We start from the raw sequence: 16,388 nt of genomic DNA, 5'->3' as shown, positions 1-16,388 counted from the left end.
GGCAGGCTCCTGTGTGCGTGTACGGGATTTCGGAGTGGGGTACGGGGCGGCGGGAGGGGACCGCCGCCCCGTGGACTCGGGCGCGGGCTCGAGGCGTACAGCCCTGTTCATGGGCCCGGGCTCAGTGGCCGCTGCCACTTCCCGCGGTTTCGGCGATCAGATCCGGTTCGCCATCGGGTGCCCCTTCGACGCCTGGCCGCGTGGGATCGGCCGCGTCTCGTTCGAGCCGCTCGCCCTCGACGTCCAGGTCGGGCACGAGGCGGTCCAACCATGGGGGCAGGCGCCACGCACGCCGGCCGAGGAGGGCGAGGACGGCGGGTACGAGTGCCATGCGGACGAGGAAGGCGTCGAAGAGGACCGCGGCCGCGAGTCCGAAACCGATGGTCTTGAGCATCTGCTCGTCGCTGCCCATGAACGAGCCGAACACCGAGATCATGATCACGGCGGCGGCAGTCACCACCCGCGCGCTGTGCTCGAATCCGCTGATCACGGCGTCGGACGGGGACTGCCCGTGGACGTACGCCTCGCGCATCCGGGCCACGAGGAACACCTCATAGTCCATGGCGAGGCCGAAGACGACGCCGACCATGAAGATCGGCATCATCGACATCACCGGGCCCGGCTCCGCGACCCCGAAGAAGGACGCCAGCCAGCCCCACTGGAAGACCGCGACCACCGCGCCGAGGCCGGCGAGGACGGACAGCAGGAAGCCCAGGGCTGCCTTGAGCGGAACGAGGAGGGAGCGGAAGACGGCGATGAGCAGCAGGAAGGCCAGACCGACCACGAGTCCCAGGTACGGGAGCAGCGCGTCGGACAGTTTCTGCGAGACGTCCACGTTCATGGCCGTCGATCCGGCGACCAGGACGTGGGCGTCGTTCTCGCTCGCGAGCCCCGGGTCGCGCAGCGCGTGCACGAGGTCGGCCGTCTCGGCGCTCGACGGCGTGGTCGCCGGGACGACGTTGAGGACGGCGGTGTCGCCGGACTCGCTGAGCCGGGGCTGCCCCACCGCGGCGACGTCCTTCCTGCCGCGGATCTCTTCGGCGACGTCTTGGGCGGCCGTCTTGGCGCTGCCGCCGTCGTCGGCCTGGACGACGACGGTGAGCGGGCCGTTGTAGCCGGGGCCGAAGCCTTCGGCGACCAGGTCGTAGGCACGGCGCTGCGTGGTCGAGGCGGGCTTGCTCTCGTCGCCCGGAAGTCCCATCTCCAGCGACGCCGCCGGCACGGCGATCACGCCGAGCAGGGCGATCCCTCCCAGGAGGACTGCGACCGGTCGCCGGACGACGAACCGGGCCCAGCGCACGCCCATGGCCGGCTTCGGTCGGTCGTCCTCGCCGCGGCGCCGCTTGGCGCGGGGCGGACCGATCCGGCGGCCGCAGATCCCGAGCAGCGCGGGGATCAGCGTGACGGCGATGAGTACGGCGATGACGACCGTGCCGGCTGCGGCAAGGCCCATCTGCGTCAGCAGCGGGATACCGACCACGCCGAGTCCGGCCAGGGCGATGACCACGGTCAGCCCGGCGAAGACCACGGCCGAGCCCGCTGTGCCGACCGCGTGTCCGGCCGCCTCCTCACGGCTGCGGCCGCGGGCGAGTTCGGCGCGGTAGCGGGAGACGACGAACAGGGCGTAGTCGATGCCGACGGCCAGGCCGATCATGGTGGCGAGGCCGCTGGTGGTCGAGCCGAGGCCGAGCGGCTCCGCGAGTACCTTGATCGCCAGGCTGCCGATGCCCACGCCGAGGATGGCCGTGAGGAGCGGAAGCCCGGCGGCGAGCAGCGAGCCGAAGGTGAGGACGAGTACCACGGCGGCCACCGCGAGGCCCATGGCCTCGGAGGAGTGCCCGCCGGCCACCGCGCTGACGGCGCTGCCGCCGACCTCGACCGACAGCTCCTGTGAGCCTGCCTGCTCGACGGTGTCCTGCAGTGCGGTGCGTGAGTCTCCTCGAGTTTCGAGGCGGGCACCTGGTAGGAGACCTGCGCGTAGGCGGTGGAGCCGTCCTCGCTCACGGACCGGGTCGCGTACGGGTCGGTGACCCGGGCGACCTGGGGATCGTTCCCGAGGTCCCGGACCGTCTTCTGGACGGCCTTCTCGGCGTCGGGGTCGGTGATCCTGCCGTCCTCCGCACGGAACACGACGCGGGCCGTCGCGCCGTCGGCGTTCAGCTCCGGGAAGCGCTCCTCCAGCAGGTCGTACGCCTGCTGTGCTTCCGTGCCGGGCATCGAGAAGTCGTTCGGTGGTGCGGCGGGAGCCTTCCCGGCCAGCACCCCCGTCCCCACAAGCAGTACCACCCACAGCAAGGCGACCGGCCAGCGCCTCCGAAAGGAGAGCCGGCCTAGCCGGGAAAGGAATGTGGCCACAGCGAAGGCTCCACGTCAGGTCGGTGCGTATGGGAACAGGCACCGACGCTGTCAGCCCGTCCTGATCACCTCCGGTGAGATCCTGGGAACTTCCTGAGAGTTTCGAGCGCCATGGCGAGGCCGCTGCCCCGTATCCCCGTGAGACGGCCTGAATCGCGGCCTGATTCACAGGAAGCTCACCGAGTCGCCGCAAGTCCCCTCGGCGCTGTCGAGGGCCCCGCGACGGTCGGCGTGAGTCACGGACTGTTGTGTTGCCGGTGCAGGACGACGCCGATCACGGCGAACGCCACCCCCAGTCCGGCTCCGGCGATGGCTCGTGCGAGTTGTGGGGAGGCCCAGCCCCGCAACAGGTACTCGGCGGCGAGGGCCGAAGCGACCAGAGCGATCTTGGCGAGGAAGAGTGCATGCAGGGGAAGTCTCCCGAAAGCACCCTCGCCTTTGTGGTGTCGACTGCGCCACCACAGGACCAGATGCATCGCACCCATGGCGGCGAGCATGATGAACAGCAATTGCAGGGCGTGCCGCCATGCCGGACCGGTTTCACTGGCCCAACGCCAGCCGAAATAGGCGCCGGCAACCCAGAAGATCACGCGCATTCCGCGATCTCCGAGGCGCCGTTCTTGTGATCGGGCTGAAAACACGATGCCCCTGTCCGGTGTTGGAGAGCCGAATTCCTGGCGGTGCTCGCGTATCGGTGGACTGTGCTGCTCGGGGCACGTGCGCCCGTGCTCACTCGGGGCTGTCGCCCAGAATGGTCACGCGTTCCATGACACGGGTACGGGGGTAGTAGTCGCCGTTCGCGTAGTGCTGGGTGGCGCGGTTGTCCCAGAAGGCGACCGTGCCGGGGCGCCAGCGCAGGCGGCATTGGTATTCGGGGTGGCGGGCCTGGTCGAAGAGGAATTCCAGGAGTTCTCGGCTCTCCTCCGGCTCCAGCCCCTGGATGTGGCTGGTGAAGATCCGGTTGACGTAGATGAGCTTGCGGCCGGCCTCGGGAAGGGTCCGGACCACGGGATGCACCACCGGGGGGTACTTCCGCTGCGCGCGTGCGAGATCCTCCGCTCCGAGTTGTTTGCCGAACGACTGGGTGAAGTCGTGAACGGCGCGCAGGTCCTCCAGTCGCAACTTGGTCGCCTTGGGCAGTCCGTCGTAGGCGGCCGCCATGTCCACCCACAGCGTGTCGCCACCCACTTCGGGCACGTGCACGGCACGCAGGATGGATCCCATGGGCGGCGTGGCGTCGAAGGAGACGTCGGAGTGCCAGACGTTCTCAACGGCCGGGGAGTCGGCACCGCGGGAGAGCCGGACCACCTCGGGCAGACCGGCCTTGGGGAGGAAGGGGTGGTCTTCCGGAGTCCCCCACCAGCGCGCGAAGTCAAGGTGCTGGTGCGGCGTCAGGTGCTGGTCGCGGAAGAAGAGCACCTTCCACTCCAGCAGCGCCCGGTGCAGCTCCTGGTGCAACTCCGGTACGAGAGGCCGGGCCAGATCGACGCCGGAGATCTCGGCGCCGATGGTCGGGCTGCACGGCGCGAGCTCGAAGAGCTCGTACGGTGCACTGGGCCTGAAGTCCCCGGTGGGACTCAGTTCACGGACGGGCACGGCCGATACGCCGTTGTCGAAGACCGGACGGTCGGGCGCGGACACGGGATTGGTCATGAGGTCCTTCCAGAGACGGATGCCGTCAGGGAGTGCGAGGCCTCGGGTCCGCGACATGCGGACCGCGCGGGTTCCAGCCGTCACGGACCGGCCCCGGCCTCGTTCTTCACCAGTCGCGAGGTCGCGGGGCGGCACGGTGCCGTCAGTACGGCCGTGGCCGAGTCGAGCAGGCCGGCCACGAACAGCTCGGCGGAACCCAGTTCACGCAGCCCGCCGACGTGCCGACGGGCTTCGAGGTCGGCGAGCATGTGGGCGATGAAGCCCGTGAAGTGCCACCAGCGCTGCGCGACCAGCGCTTCGGGCAGGGTGTCGCGCAGCATCCGACAGGCACGCTCACGCAGCACCGCCAGTCCGAGCGACCCGGGACGCGCTTCGAGGTCGCTCAACGTCAGCGTGGCGACGTCGCTGTGCACGGTGTAGGCGGCCTGTACACAGAAGCGCAGGTACCAGCTGCCTGACGGCGAACCGTCCATCAGCTCGACCAGGGGCCGGGCGAACGCCTCGGCGATCGCGTACGGGTCGCCGTCCCGCCCCTCGCCGTCGAATGCGGCGATCAGGGCCCGGCGACGCACGTCGATCGGCACCTGGCGATGCTCGAAGATCGCGTCCACCAGGCTCTGCTTGGAGCCGAAGTGGTATGTGACCGCGTTGTCGTTGCGCTGACCGGCATCCGTGGCGATCTTCCGCAGGGAGACCGCGTTGATGCCGTGCTCCGCGAAGAGTCGCTCGGCGGTCGCGATCAGGTTGAGCTTGGTCGATACGCTCTGGCTGTCCATGACTCGGAAGCTAACGCACATGCGTTAACAATGAAAGCGCTGCGGACGAGATCATTTTGATGAGGCATCGTTCAGGAAAGGCTACGCGCACATCGTCGCTCATGGATTGAAATTTCAGGGGCACTATGTTCTCCTGCAGGGCGCGGACATGCTGTTCACCGGACAGTCGGCGTGGAATCCGCTCCGATACCTGCCTGCACAGGAAGGGTGCCTGACTGATGGTCATATCGGTGCCGCGTGATGTCCCCGATGTTCTCGCCCCGGCGAGGCTCGGCCCCCTGACCCTGCGCAACCGCGTCATCAAGGCGGCGACCTTCGAGGGCGCCACCCCGGAGGCGCTGGTCACCGACCAGCTGATCGAGTACCACCGCAGGCCCGCCGCCGGAGGGGTGGGCATGACCACGGTCGCCTATCTGGCGGTCGCGCCGGAGGGCCGCACCGAACGCTGTCAGATCTGGATGCGCCCCGAAGCCGTCCCCGGACTGCGCCGTCTGACAGACGCTGTGCACGCCGAAGGCGCCGCGGTGTCGGCCCAGATCGGGCACGCCGGACCGGTCGCCAACGCCGCCTCCAACCGCAGCCCGGCACTCGGCCCCACCCGTCGGTTCAGTCCGCTCGGCATGAGAACGACCAGGGCCGCGACGGAGGCCGATATCTCCCGGATCACCCGTGCGCATGGTGAGGCCGCGAAGGCCGCCGTCGCCTCCGGCTTCGACGCCGTGGAGATCCATCTCGGGCACAACTACTTCGCCAGCGCGTTCCTCAGCCCCAAGCTCAACCGCCGTCGGGATCGGTTCGGCGGCAGCCTCGCCAACCGGGCAACGGCCGCCCGCGGTGCCGCCCGCGCGGTGCGCGACGCGGTCGGCGACCGCGTCGCCATCACGGCCAAGCTGAACATGGATGACGGCGTCCCCGGTGGCATCTGGCTGGACGAGAGTCTGCAGCTCGCCCGCTGGCTCCAGGACGACGGCACAGTCGACGCGCTGGAGCTCACCGCGGGCAGCTCACTGCTCAACCCGATGTACCTCTTCCGCGGCAAGGCGCCACTACGCCAGTTCGCCGCCGCCTTCCCGCTGCCGCAGCGGCTGGGCATTCGGGCGTTCGGCCGGCATTTCCTGATCGAGTACCCATACCAGGAGGCGTACTTGCTGGAGTCGGCCCGCCAGTTCCGCGCCGCGCTGGACCTGCCGCTGATCCTGCTCGGCGGCATCTCCGACCTCGCCACCGCGCGGCAGGCCATGTCCGAGGGCTTCGACTTCGTGGCCATGGGCCGCGCCCTGCTGCGCGAGCCCGACCTGGTCAACCGCTACGCCGCCGGAACAAGCAGCAGGTCCCTGTGTATCCACTGCAACCGCTGCATGCCGACCATCTACAGCGGCACCCGCTGCGTACTCGTGGCACCGGAGCCCACTCCCCAGAGCTGACCCGACATGCTCGCGTCGCCCTCCGGTTGGACAAGACACCCCGCGACACGCCGTCGGGCATTACTGACTCCTCGTCAGGAAAGTCAGCAAAAGGTCAGCCTTCAGCTGACCAGACCTGCTCACACGAGCACACACGGGACGCACACCCGCCGACCGCACGACCGGGAGGGGCAGCGATACGCCCCCTCCCACAGTCACGACGACATCCCCGGGCTCCCCGCCCCTCCATCGGATCGGTGGAGAAAACCCCAGTTCAGCGCACCCGACCCCACGCCTTCAGCTGCGTCGCCGGGACCTCCGGGGCGTCCAGGCGGTCACCGTCGTAGCCCTTGACGTCACCGAAGCGGGTGCCCGTCATCCAGGCCTCGCGCGCCTCCCGGATCTCCTCGTCCGTGCGGCCCACGAAGTTCCACCACAACACCGCCCGTGCCCACGCCGTACGTGGACACGGCAGGTAGCCGCCGCTTCACTCCCTTCCCGCCTCGACAATCACCGTCGGCTGGGGAGAATCTGGGGGGAATGAACCCCACTGGGGAGCGCCTGGGGAGAATCGACCACGCAAATCGGCGTCACATTGAAAGCCTCGGAAACATGCAAAGCCGCAGCTCAGGCAGCCTTCTGGAGCAATCTGCACAGGTCAGCTCGTTGAGGGCGAGGACTTCTTGAAGATCTTCTCGAAGTCGAGGCGGGTGATGGCCTCGACGGTGGAGGAGCGCTGCGGCAGCTTGTACTCGGCGAGGGTGTCCAGGGTGCGCGGGTCGAGCAGCTTCAGCAGGAAGCCGCTGAAGGTGCCGCACACGCTGACGAGCCGGCCGCCGGAGTCGAAGGTGACGGTGGCACACTCGCCGCCGACGGGGGCGATCTTCTCGCTGTCCACGCGCGGGTCGCGCCCGAGCGGCCCGGGGAAGGGGTGGGTTCCGCTGCCCGCGCCGTCGGCGTGCATACCGCTGCGCCCGTTGGGGGCGAGGTACGGGTGCTGGGCGGGGCCCTTGCCGGGCACGGGCTGTGCGGTGGCGGGGGCGCCCTCGTAGTGCCCGACGAGGCGGTGGCCGAGGCCGAGGGGGATCTCCTCGGCCTGGGCGACGGGGGCGGACCCCACCAGGACGGCGGCGGCGAGCGCGATCAGCGCGAGTGCGCGGGCTCGTCTTCGGGGCGGTTGCGTGGTCAAAGCGGCTCCTCGGGTCCGTGCGTCGGTCGCGCCGGCGGCCGACGCTAGGCCCGAGTGCGTGAGATGTACATGGAACTGCCCCGCGTTTCATGGGCAGTTCACGGCCGTTCACACGAGTTCACAACCCGGCAACGATCATGCTCACGGTTTGAGATGGGAGACCACGTTCGCGGTGGCGGCAACGCCGTTGTGGATGGTGGGCGCCATGCTGGTGCCGGCGAGGAAGAAGCCGAGGAGCGCGCAGACGAGGGCGTGGGAGACCTTGAGACCGCCGTTCCGCAGGAAGATCACGGCCAGGACCAGCAGCAGCACCACGACAGAAATGGAAACGGCCATCGCTCTCACGTCCTCCTTGCGCCGCACCGGAATTGCGGCGTTCGGCGGACAGTGTGGCGGAATGCGCGGTCCGTCCGGGCGAATGGCGGGGCGGCCATACGGGTGAGATTCGGCCGGGCCCGGTCGCCGAAGGGTCCATGGCGGGGCGGTCAGGCATCCGGCAGGGGTCCGGTCAGGGGCCTTCCGCCGCGGGCAGACAGTCCTTCCACTCCACCGTTCGGTCGCACCAGCGGCGCAGCAGGACGCGGTCGTGACCCACGGCGAGAAGGCCCGCGCCGGTCTCCTCGCGGTAGTTCTCGACGGCGGCGACCAGGGCGGCCGTGGTGGAGGCGTCGAGCATGGCGGTCATCTCGTCGCAGATCAGCCAGCGGGGGCGCAGGGCCAGGGCCCGCCCCAGGCAGGCGCGTTGGAGCTGGCCGTCGCTGACCTCGTGCGGGCGGCGGCCGAGCAGGTCGGGGGTGAGGCCGACGGCCGGGGCGAGTTCGGCGAGGCGGGCCTGCGCCTCGGCACGTCGGCCGGTGGCGCGGAGGGGCTCGACGAGGAGGTCGGCGAGGGTGAGCCGGGGGTCGGCGGCGGTGCGGGGCTGCTGGAACACGACGCCGACGGCGGTGCGGAGTTCACGCGGGGCCCGGTGGCGCCAGGCCGTGACCTCGGTGCCGTCGAGGACGAGGCGGCCCGCGTCGGGGCGGTGGAGCAGGGCCGCGACCCGGGCGAGGGTGGACTTGCCGCAGCCGCTGGGGCCGAGGAGTCCGACGGACTCGCCGGGGGCGACGGTGAGCGAGGCGCCACGGAAGACGGGGGCGCGACGGTCGTATCCGGCGGTGACGGTGTCGAGTTCAAGCACGGGGGTGCTCCGGGTGGTGGCAGGCCAGTCCGGCGGTGAACGCGGGGCGGTCTGCGCAGAGTTCGGTGGCGAGGGGGCAGCGCGGGGCGAAGGCGCAGCCTTCCGGCAGGGCGGAGAGTTCCGGCGGCATGCCGGGGATCGGGGTGAAAGCCCGGTCGGGCAGGGCGTCGAGGAGACCTCGGGCGTAGGGGTGGCGGGGGCCCGTGGGGCCGAAGAAGCGCTGGGCGGGGGCGATTTCGACGATGCGGCCCGCGTACATGACGGCGACGCGGTCGGCGATGCGTGCGGCGGCGGCCAGGTCGTGGGTGATGAGGAGCAGGGCGCGGCCGTCGTCGGCGTGGCGGCGCAGTTCGTCGACGGTGCGGTCGACGAGGTCGCGGTCGAGGCCGGTGGTCGGTTCGTCGGCGAGCAGGAGCCGGGCGTCGCCGATGAGGGCGAGGGCGGTGGCGGCGCGCTGGGCGAGGCCCCCGGAGAGTTCGTGCGGATAGCGGTCGAGGTGCCCGGCCGGGAAGGCGGCCCGTTCGGCGGCGTCCTCGGCGGCCTTGCGGCGGGCCCGGCGGGTGGTGCCGGTCAGCGCGCGGACGGTCTCCTCCAGCTGGGACCGTACGGTGCGGACGGGGGTGAGGTGGGCGGCGGGACTCTGCGGTACCAGGCCGACGCGGCGACCTCGTACGGTGCGGGCGAGGGTCTTCTCGTCGGCGGCGAGCAGGTCGGTGCCGTCGTGGCCCTCGGGACCCGCGAGCAGGGCCGTACCGGACGTCTCGGCGTTGGCGGGGAGCAGGCCGAGGAGGGCGGAGGCGAGGACGGACTTGCCGCAGCCGCTCTCGCCGACCAGAGCGAGGCACTCCCCCGCTCCGAGGTCGAAGTCGGCGTCGCTGACGGCGGCGACGGTCCGGCCGCCGCGCAGCCGGAACCGGACGCTCAGGTCGCGGACGCTGAGGACGGCGTCCCCGGCCCGTTCGGCGGTGACGGCGTCGAGGGCGCGCAACACCCTGTGCCCTGGAGCGTGCGGGGCGTTCACAGCATGAGCTCCGATCGGCGGCGCGGGTTGAGCCGGTCGCGCCAGACGCCGGCGAGTCCGGCGATGGCGAGGGTCGGCACGATGAGCAGGAGGCCGGGGAAGAGGGTGGGCCAGCCGTACCCGGCGAGGAGCGAGGAGCGCGCGTTCTGCACGAGGTTGCCGAGGCTCGCCTGGTGGCTGGGGAGGCCGAGGCCGAGGAAGGACAGCGCGGACTCGTGCCACATGGCGTGCGGGACCATCAGGACGGCGGCGAGTCCGGCCTGCGGCAGGACGGCGGGGAGCAGGTGCCGGACGGCGACGCGCCACCGGGTGGCGCCGCCGGAGACGGCGGCGTCGACGAAGGGTCGGGTGCGCAGGGAGAGGACCTCGGAGCGCACGATCCGGGCGGTGGACAGCCAGTGGGTGACGGCCACGGAGGCGATCACGGGCCAGACGCCGGGCCGGAAGAGCGCGACCACGAAGATGCCGAGCAGCAGGTGCGGCACGGAGGAGAAGGCGTCGACGAGCCGCATGAGGGTGCGGTCGGTCCAGCCGCCGAGCGCCCCGGCGGCCGCACCGACGGCGGTGCCGACGACGGTGGCGACGAGCGCGGCGACCAGTCCGACGAGCAGCGAGATCCGTAGGCCGTAGACGCAGCGCAGCAGCAGGTCGCGGCCGAGGTCGTCGGTGCCGAAGGGGTGCTCCCAGGACGGCGGGAGGAGCTTGCGGGAGAGGTCGACGGCCTGCTCGTCGAGCTGGACGAGCGGCGGCACGACCAGGACGGCGAGGAGGACGACGCCGACGACGAGGGCGGAGCTCCAGAGCCGCAGTCGGTGGGTGCGCGGGTCAGCCATCGAAGCCCACCCTCGGGTCGGCGAGTCCGTACAGGAGGTCGGAGACGAGGTTGCCCAGGAGGACGGCGGCGGTGGCCAGGACCGTGAGGGCGGCGAGCAGCGGGAAGTCCACGGAGGTGGCGGCCTGGACGGTGGCGGCGGCGATGCCGGGCCAGCTGAAGACGGTCTCCACGAGCAGGGCGCCGGTGATCAGTTCGGGTACCCGGGAGCCGATGAGGGTGAGCATGGGCAGCATTCCGGAGCGGAGGGCGTGGCCGGTGAGGACGGTGCGTTCGCGCAGGCCGCGGGCGCGGGCGCCGCGCACGGGGTCCTCGTCGAGGGCGTCGCCGACGCCCTGGCGGACGTACAGGAAGAACCAGGGCAGCTGGGAGACGCCGAGGACGAGCGCGGGCAGGACGAGGTGGCGGGCGACCTGGTCCGCGATGACGGTGTCGCTGGCGGTGTCGGTGAGTCCGCCGGCGGGCAGGGCGCCGAACTGCAGGGCGAAGAACCAGATGGCGAGCAGGCCGAGCCAGAAGGCGGGGGCGGCTTCCAGGGTGTAGGCGACGGAGCTGACGGCCCGGTCGACGATGCCGCCGCGGCGGCGCCCGGCGAGGACGCCGAGGAAGGTGCCGAGGGCGATCGCGACGAGGAAGGCGGTGACGGCGAGGAGGACGGACCAGCCGAGGCGCTCCCCGATGACCTCGGCCACGGGCCGGCGCATGACGGCGGAGTCGCCGAGGTCGCCGGTGAGGGCGGAGGTGAGCCACTCCCACCAGCGGGTGAGGAGGGGCCGGTCGACGCCGAGGTTGGCGCGGAGCTGGTCGAGGTTCTCCTGCGAGGCGGTGAGTCCGGCGGTGCCTGCGTAGGCCTTGACGGGGTCGAACGGGGAGGCTTCGGCGACGGCGAACACCGCGAGGGTGACGGCGAGGAGGACGGGGACGGCGGCCAGGGCGCGCCGTCCCGTCATCCGTGCCATGGCCCCCCAGGGGAGGCGGCGCTTCACTTCTCCGTCGCCCCGGCCTTCTTCGGCTTCCAGCTCTCGACGTTCCACCAGGGGCCGGAGGCCAGGCCGTGGTCGTGCGGCTCGGTCTGGGTGCTCGGGCCGTCCCAGGCGTCGTCGACGACGTAGAGGTGGTCGATGTGGGTGAGGAAGGTGTAGCCGGGGTTCTTCACCAGTTCGCGCTGGACGGTGTCGTACGCGGCCCGGCGCTCGGTGACGTCGTTCGTCCGGCGGCCGTCCTCCAGGGCGCGGTCGACCGTCTTGTTGTCGTACCAGGCCATGTTGTTGAAGCCGTCGCCGGCGAGGCTCGACGTGAGGAGCAGGTACTGGTCGAAGTCGGGGTCGCCGGGCGAGCCGCCGCCCGCGAGGACGGCGTCGGTCTTCATCCGGGGCTCGATGACCTCCCAGGTGCCGGCCTGGGCGGTGATGTCGATGCCGGCCTTCTTGGCGTCGGAGACGTACGCCAGTGCGTGGTCCTGGCGGAGCTTGTCGCCGGAGAGGTACCAGAGCGGGAAGGCGGCGCGGACGCCGTTCTTGACGCGGATGCCGTCGGGGCCGGGCTTCCAGCCCGCCTCGTCGAGGATCTTCTGCGCACCGGCGAGGTCGTGACGGCGCTCGGTGCCCCGGGTGAACCAGGGGCTGTCGGTGGGGACGGGGCCGTAGGCGGGCTTTCCGGCCCCTTCGAGGATCTTGTCGACCATGGCCTGGCGGTCGACGGCGATGTCGAGGGCCCGGCGGACGGCGGTGTCGCCCGCGACCTTGTTGTGGGTGGGGAGGGTGACCGTACGGTAGTCGTACGTCTTCGCCGTCCAGGTCTTCTTCGCCTTGTCGCCCTTGAACCCGGCGGCGAGGTTGGGCGGCAGAACGGCGCCGTCGAGGTCGCCGGCCCGGAGCCGGGTGGCGCGGACGTCGTCGTCCTTGATGATCGCCATGGTGAACTTCTTCACCGCGGGCGCGCCGTTCCAGTAGGTCGGATTGGCCTTGAAGCTGAGCTTCTCGCCCTTGGACCAGCCGGTGAGCACGTACGGACCGGTGCCGATCGGCTCGCTGGTGAAGGCGCCGGTGTTCACGTCCTGCTTCGCGGCGACGTGCTCGGGGGCGATGGCGTGGACGGTGCGCTCGGCGAAGGGCGCGTAGGGGTACTTCAGCCGGAAGACGACGGTGTCGTCGCCGATCGCCTCGACGCTCTTGAGGGCGTCGAGCTCGGTGCGGGAGGCGTTGTTCGTCTTCGGGTCGAGGATCGTCCGGTAGGTGAAGACGACGTCCTTCGCCGTGAAGGGGGCACCGTCGCTGAAGGTGACCCCGTCGCGGAGGGTGTACGTGTAGGTGAGCCCGCCGTCACTGATGTGCGGCAGCTCGGTGGCGAGCGCCGGCTTCAGTTTCATGTCGGCGTCGAAGGCGAGGAGCCCGTCGAAGATCTTGGAGTTGCCGTCCTTGCCGTAGCCGAGGAGGGGGCTGAGGGTCTCGGGCTCGTAGGCGATGCCGACGACCGCGGAATCCTTGGGTCCGCCGGAGCCCCCGGCGGTGGAGCCGGGGTTCGTGCAGGCCGCCGCGGTGAGGGCCACGGCCCCCGCGAGCGTCGCGGCGGCCGTGCCGCGGAGGAATCGGGCGGTCATCGTGTCCACACCCCTTTTGGAGATCAACTGTTATTGCGAACAGCTTGCAATTAAACAGTATGTAAAGGGGTGTGGACGCAGGGGCCCCTTACATCGGAGGCGCCAGGCCGACCAGGGCGGCAATCGCGTCCTGGTGCCGGCCCGCCGAGCCCAGGGCGATCTGGTCCGACTTGGCCCGCTTGAGCGCCAGATGCGCCGGGTGTTCCCAGGTCATTCCGATCCCGCCGTGCAACTGGACGCACTCCTCGGCGGCCCGGACGGCGACCTTGGAGCAGTACGCCTGCGCGACGGCCACGATCAGCGGGGCGTCCGCGTTGCCGGTGGCGAGGGCGTCGGCGGCGGCGCGGGCCGCCGCCCTGGCCCCGACGAGGTCGAGCCAGAGCTGGGCCATCCGGTGCTTGAGGGCCTGGAAGGAGCCGACCGGACGGTTGAACTGGTGGCGCTCACGGGTGTACCGGACGGTCTCCTCCAGGCACCACTCGGCGAGACCGAGCTGCTCGGAGGCGAGGAGTCCCGCCCCGGCGAGCAGCCCGCGCCGGACCGCCGTACGGGCCGCGTCGGGGCCCGCGAGCCAAGTGCCGCTCCCCGCCCCGGTGGTGACCCGGGCCAGCGGGCGGGTGAGGTCGAGCGGAGTCTGCGGCTCGACGGTCGCCTCTTCGGCCGGTACGGCGTACAGGCCGTCCGCACGGAGGACGAGGAACACGTCGGCGGCGGTCGCGTCGGCGACCGCGGCGACCGACTCGCCGAGCGGGAGCTCCGCGTCGGGCGCCGTCGACAGCGGTACGGCGAGGACCGCGACCGTGCGGCCGCCCGCGAGCTCCGCGAGCAGCCCGGCCGCCGCATCGCCCTCCCCCACCAGGGCGAGCAGGGTCTCGGCGGCCACCACCGCGCTCGTGAGGTACGGCAGCGGGGTCACCGCACGGCCCAGTTCCTCCAGGACGACGGCGGCCTCGCGGTGGCTCGCGCCCTGGCCGCCGAGCTTCTCCGGGACGAGGAGTCCGGCGGCACCGATGTCGGCGGCGAGGGACTTCCACAGGCCGGGAACATAGGGGCTGTCCGTCTCGATCCGGCCGAGGAGGGTCTGGTGTCCCGCCCGGTCGGCGAGCAGGGCGCGGACGGCGGCCCTCAGGTCGTCCTCGGTCTCGGAGTAGAGGAGGTCCAGCGGCTGTTCCGTCGGCTGTGTCGTCGTCGACTGTGTCGTCTCGGTCATCGGGCGAGGTCCTTCCAGGCGACGTCCTTGTCGTTACGCGGCTCGGGCGGCAGGCCCAGGACCCGCTCGGCGACGATGTTGAGCAGCACCTCGCTGGTGCCGCCCTCGATCGAGTTGCCCTTGGACCGCAGATAGCGGTAGCCGGCGTCGCGGCCGGTGAAGTCGACGAGTTCGGGGCGGCGCATCTCCCACTCCCCGTACAACAGGCCCTCGTCGCCGAGGAGTTCCACCTCAAGCCCGCTGATGGCCTGGTTGAGGCGGGCGAACGCGAGCTTCATGGCGCTGCCCTCGGGGCCGGGGCGGCCCGCGACGAGCTGCTGGCGGAGCCGTTCACCGGCGAGCCTGGCGACCTCGGCGTCGACCCAGTGGTCGAGCAGGCGCCGGTGCAGGTCGTGGGTGCGCAGCTCGGGGCGCTCGCGCCAGGTCGTGGCGATCTTCCCGATCATGCCGCCCTCACGGGGGATACGGGCTCCGCCGATGGAGACCCGCTCGTTCATGAGGGTGGTCTGGGCGACCCGCCAGCCGTCGCCGACCTCGCCGAGGCGGTGCGCGTCGGGGATGCGGACGCCGGTGAGGAAGACCTCGTTGAACTCGGCCTCGCCGGTGATCTGGCGCAGCGGCCGGACCTCCACGCCAGGGTCGGTCATGTCGCAGACGAAGTAGGTGATGCCCCGGTGCTTGGGCGCGTCCGGGTCGGTGCGGGCGATGAGGATGGCCCAGCGGGCCGTGTGCGCGCTGGAGGTCCACACCTTCTGCCCGTCCACCACCCAGGTGTCGCCGTCCCGGACGGCACGGGTGGCGAGCGCGGCGAGGTCGGAGCCCGCGCCGGGCTCGCTGAACAGCTGGCACCACACCTCCTCGCCCACCCAGAGCGGCCGGAGGAAGCGTCGCCTGACTTCGTCGGAGCCGTGGGCGAGGACGGTGGGAGCCGCCATGCCCAGGCCGATGCCGATCTTGCGCGGGTCGTTGTCGGGGGCGCCGGCGGCGGTGAGTTCGGCGTCGACGACGGTCTGGAGCGCGCGGGGCGCGTCGAGTCCGCCGAGGCCGACCGGGTAGTGCACCCAGGCGAGTCCGGCGTCGAAGCGGGCGCGCAGGAAGTCGGTGCGGTCGGTGGTGGCGGGCGGGTGCTCGTCCAGCAGCTTCCTGGTGAGTACGCGCAGTTCCTCGGCGTCGGTCATGCGTGGGCTCCTTCCGGGAGGACGACCAGGCGGCCGGTGGTGGTGCCGTCGGCGACCCGCTGGACGGCGTCCGCCGCGCCCGCGAAGGGGACGCGTTCGGCGATGAGGGGCTTGATGAGGCCCTTGGCCGCGTAGGTCGTGAGGGTCTCGTGGCAGCGGCCGATCGAGGCCGGGTCCTTCGCCGCGTACAGACCCCAGTGGAGGCCGAGGATCGAGTAGTTCTTCACCAGGGCGTGGTTGAGGGCGGGGGCGGGGACGGTGCCGCTCGCGAAGCCGACGATCACGATCCGGCCCTCGAAGGCGACGCACTTCGCGGACTGCTGGTAGGCCTCGCCGCCGACGGGGTCGTAGATGACGTCGGCGCCGCGCCCGCCGGTCGCGGCCTTGACGGCGGCGACGACGTCCTCGGAGCGCCGGTCGATCACCACGTCGCAGCCGAGCGCGCGGGCGACGGCTGCCTTCTCCGGTCCGCCGACGACCCCGATGACGGTGGCGCCGGCGGCCTTGCCGAGCTGGACGGCCGCGCTGCCGACGCCGCCGGCCGCCGCGTGGACCAGGAGGGTCTCGCCCTCCTGGAGGGCGGCGCGGCGGTGCAGACCGAACCAGCCGGTCTGGTAGCCGATGTGGAGCGCGGCGGCCTCGGCGTCGTCGAGCGACTCGGGGGCCGGGAGCAGCCCGGCGGCGTCGGCGAGGACGTGGTCGGCGAAGCCGCCGTGCGGGAGGGCGGCGGTGGTGATGACCCTGCGGCCGTCCTCCGTCTCGGCGCAGACCTCCACGCCGGGGGTGAAGGGCAGCGGGGGACGCACCTGGTAGTGGCCGCGGCAGAGCAGCGCGTCGGGGAAGTTGACGTTCGCCGCGCGGACCTTGAGGAGGACCTGGCCGTCGCCGGGTGTGGGCGGTGCCACCTCCTCGCGGCGCATCACCGCGCGCGGTTCCCCGTTCTCGTACACACGCCATGCCTGCATCCGGAAGCCTCCTCCGTACCGAGCGGT

At 71.5% G+C, this 16,388-nt stretch carries 13 protein-coding genes and 3 pseudogenes; 1 reads left to right on the top strand and 15 read right to left on the bottom strand.

The window, feature by feature from the left end; all coding sequences use genetic code 11:
• Positions 1-121: 121 nt before the first annotated feature.
• From OG462_RS37680 to OG462_RS37665, 4 genes and pseudogenes are all read right to left on the bottom strand, one after another.
• Positions 122-2,355 (bottom strand): annotated as a pseudogene (locus OG462_RS37680) (MMPL family transporter).
• A 236-nt stretch (positions 2,356-2,591) separates the two neighbouring features.
• Complete coding sequence (locus OG462_RS37675) at positions 2,592-2,951, bottom strand: hypothetical protein (RefSeq protein ID WP_406064913.1); 360 nt, start codon at positions 2,949-2,951, stop codon at positions 2,592-2,594.
• Between the two features lie 133 nt (positions 2,952-3,084).
• Positions 3,085-4,008: a TauD/TfdA dioxygenase family protein gene (locus tag OG462_RS37670; RefSeq protein WP_406064911.1), complete on the bottom strand. Its 924-nt coding sequence runs from the start codon at positions 4,006-4,008 to the stop codon at positions 3,085-3,087.
• Positions 4,009-4,088: 80 nt separating this feature from the next.
• Positions 4,089-4,784 carry a TetR/AcrR family transcriptional regulator gene (locus OG462_RS37665; protein WP_406064909.1) on the bottom strand — a complete coding sequence of 232 codons (696 nt, stop codon included), beginning with the start codon at positions 4,782-4,784 and terminating at the stop codon, positions 4,089-4,091.
• Positions 4,785-5,002: 218 nt separating this feature from the next.
• Between OG462_RS37665 and OG462_RS37660 the strand changes: the two genes are divergently transcribed.
• Positions 5,003-6,208, top strand: coding sequence for an NADH:flavin oxidoreductase (locus OG462_RS37660; RefSeq protein ID WP_406064907.1), 1,206 nt, complete (start codon positions 5,003-5,005; stop codon positions 6,206-6,208).
• Positions 6,209-6,461: 253 nt separating this feature from the next.
• On the opposite strand, the pseudogene OG462_RS37655 reads toward OG462_RS37660, so the two are convergent.
• The 11 genes and pseudogenes from OG462_RS37655 to OG462_RS37605 all read right to left on the bottom strand — a co-directional run.
• Positions 6,462-6,629 (bottom strand): annotated as a pseudogene (locus OG462_RS37655) (pirin family protein); the annotation flags it as partial.
• Between the two features lie 231 nt (positions 6,630-6,860).
• Positions 6,861-7,376: pseudogene (locus OG462_RS37650) on the bottom strand (hypothetical protein); the annotation flags it as partial.
• A gap of 141 nt (positions 7,377-7,517) precedes the next feature.
• Positions 7,518-7,712, bottom strand: a complete 195-nt coding sequence (locus tag OG462_RS37645; RefSeq protein WP_406064905.1) for a hypothetical protein — start codon at positions 7,710-7,712, stop codon at positions 7,518-7,520.
• Positions 7,713-7,884: 172 nt separating this feature from the next.
• Positions 7,885-8,556, bottom strand: a complete 672-nt coding sequence (locus OG462_RS37640; RefSeq protein ID WP_406064904.1) for an ABC transporter ATP-binding protein — start codon at positions 8,554-8,556, stop codon at positions 7,885-7,887.
• Positions 8,549-9,547, bottom strand: coding sequence for an ABC transporter ATP-binding protein (locus OG462_RS37635; protein WP_406066865.1), 999 nt, complete (start codon positions 9,545-9,547; stop codon positions 8,549-8,551). Before OG462_RS37635 ends, OG462_RS37640 begins: the two co-directional genes overlap by 8 nt.
• Positions 9,548-9,573: 26 nt before the next feature.
• A complete protein-coding gene (locus OG462_RS37630; RefSeq protein WP_406064902.1) occupies positions 9,574-10,410 on the bottom strand; it encodes an ABC transporter permease in 837 nt (278 codons plus the stop codon).
• Positions 10,403-11,368 (bottom strand): ABC transporter permease, encoded by a 966-nt coding sequence (locus OG462_RS37625; protein WP_406064900.1) that lies wholly within the window; start codon positions 11,366-11,368, stop codon positions 10,403-10,405. The genes OG462_RS37630 and OG462_RS37625 overlap by 8 nt, the downstream gene beginning before the upstream one ends.
• A gap of 23 nt (positions 11,369-11,391) precedes the next feature.
• A complete protein-coding gene (locus OG462_RS37620) occupies positions 11,392-13,008 on the bottom strand; it encodes an ABC transporter substrate-binding protein (RefSeq protein ID WP_406064898.1) in 1,617 nt (538 codons plus the stop codon).
• Positions 13,009-13,096: 88 nt separating this feature from the next.
• On the bottom strand, positions 13,097-14,218 hold the full coding sequence (locus tag OG462_RS37615) for an acyl-CoA dehydrogenase family protein (RefSeq protein WP_406064896.1): 1,122 nt from the start codon (positions 14,216-14,218) through the stop codon (positions 13,097-13,099).
• Positions 14,215-15,396, bottom strand: coding sequence for an acyl-CoA dehydrogenase family protein (locus OG462_RS37610; protein ID WP_406064894.1), 1,182 nt, complete (start codon positions 15,394-15,396; stop codon positions 14,215-14,217). The genes OG462_RS37615 and OG462_RS37610 overlap by 4 nt, the downstream gene beginning before the upstream one ends.
• Entirely contained in the window at positions 15,393-16,361 is a 969-nt protein-coding gene (locus OG462_RS37605; RefSeq protein ID WP_406064892.1) for an NADPH:quinone oxidoreductase family protein, read from the bottom strand. The genes OG462_RS37610 and OG462_RS37605 overlap by 4 nt, the downstream gene beginning before the upstream one ends.
• Positions 16,362-16,388: the final 27 nt, after the last annotated feature.

It is taken from the genome of Streptomyces sp. NBC_01077 (assembly GCF_045162855.1).
Taxonomy (GTDB): domain Bacteria; phylum Actinomycetota; class Actinomycetes; order Streptomycetales; family Streptomycetaceae; genus Streptomyces.
The sequence above is the reverse complement of the archived record's forward strand: the minus strand, read 5'-3'. Positions and strand labels throughout refer to the sequence as shown.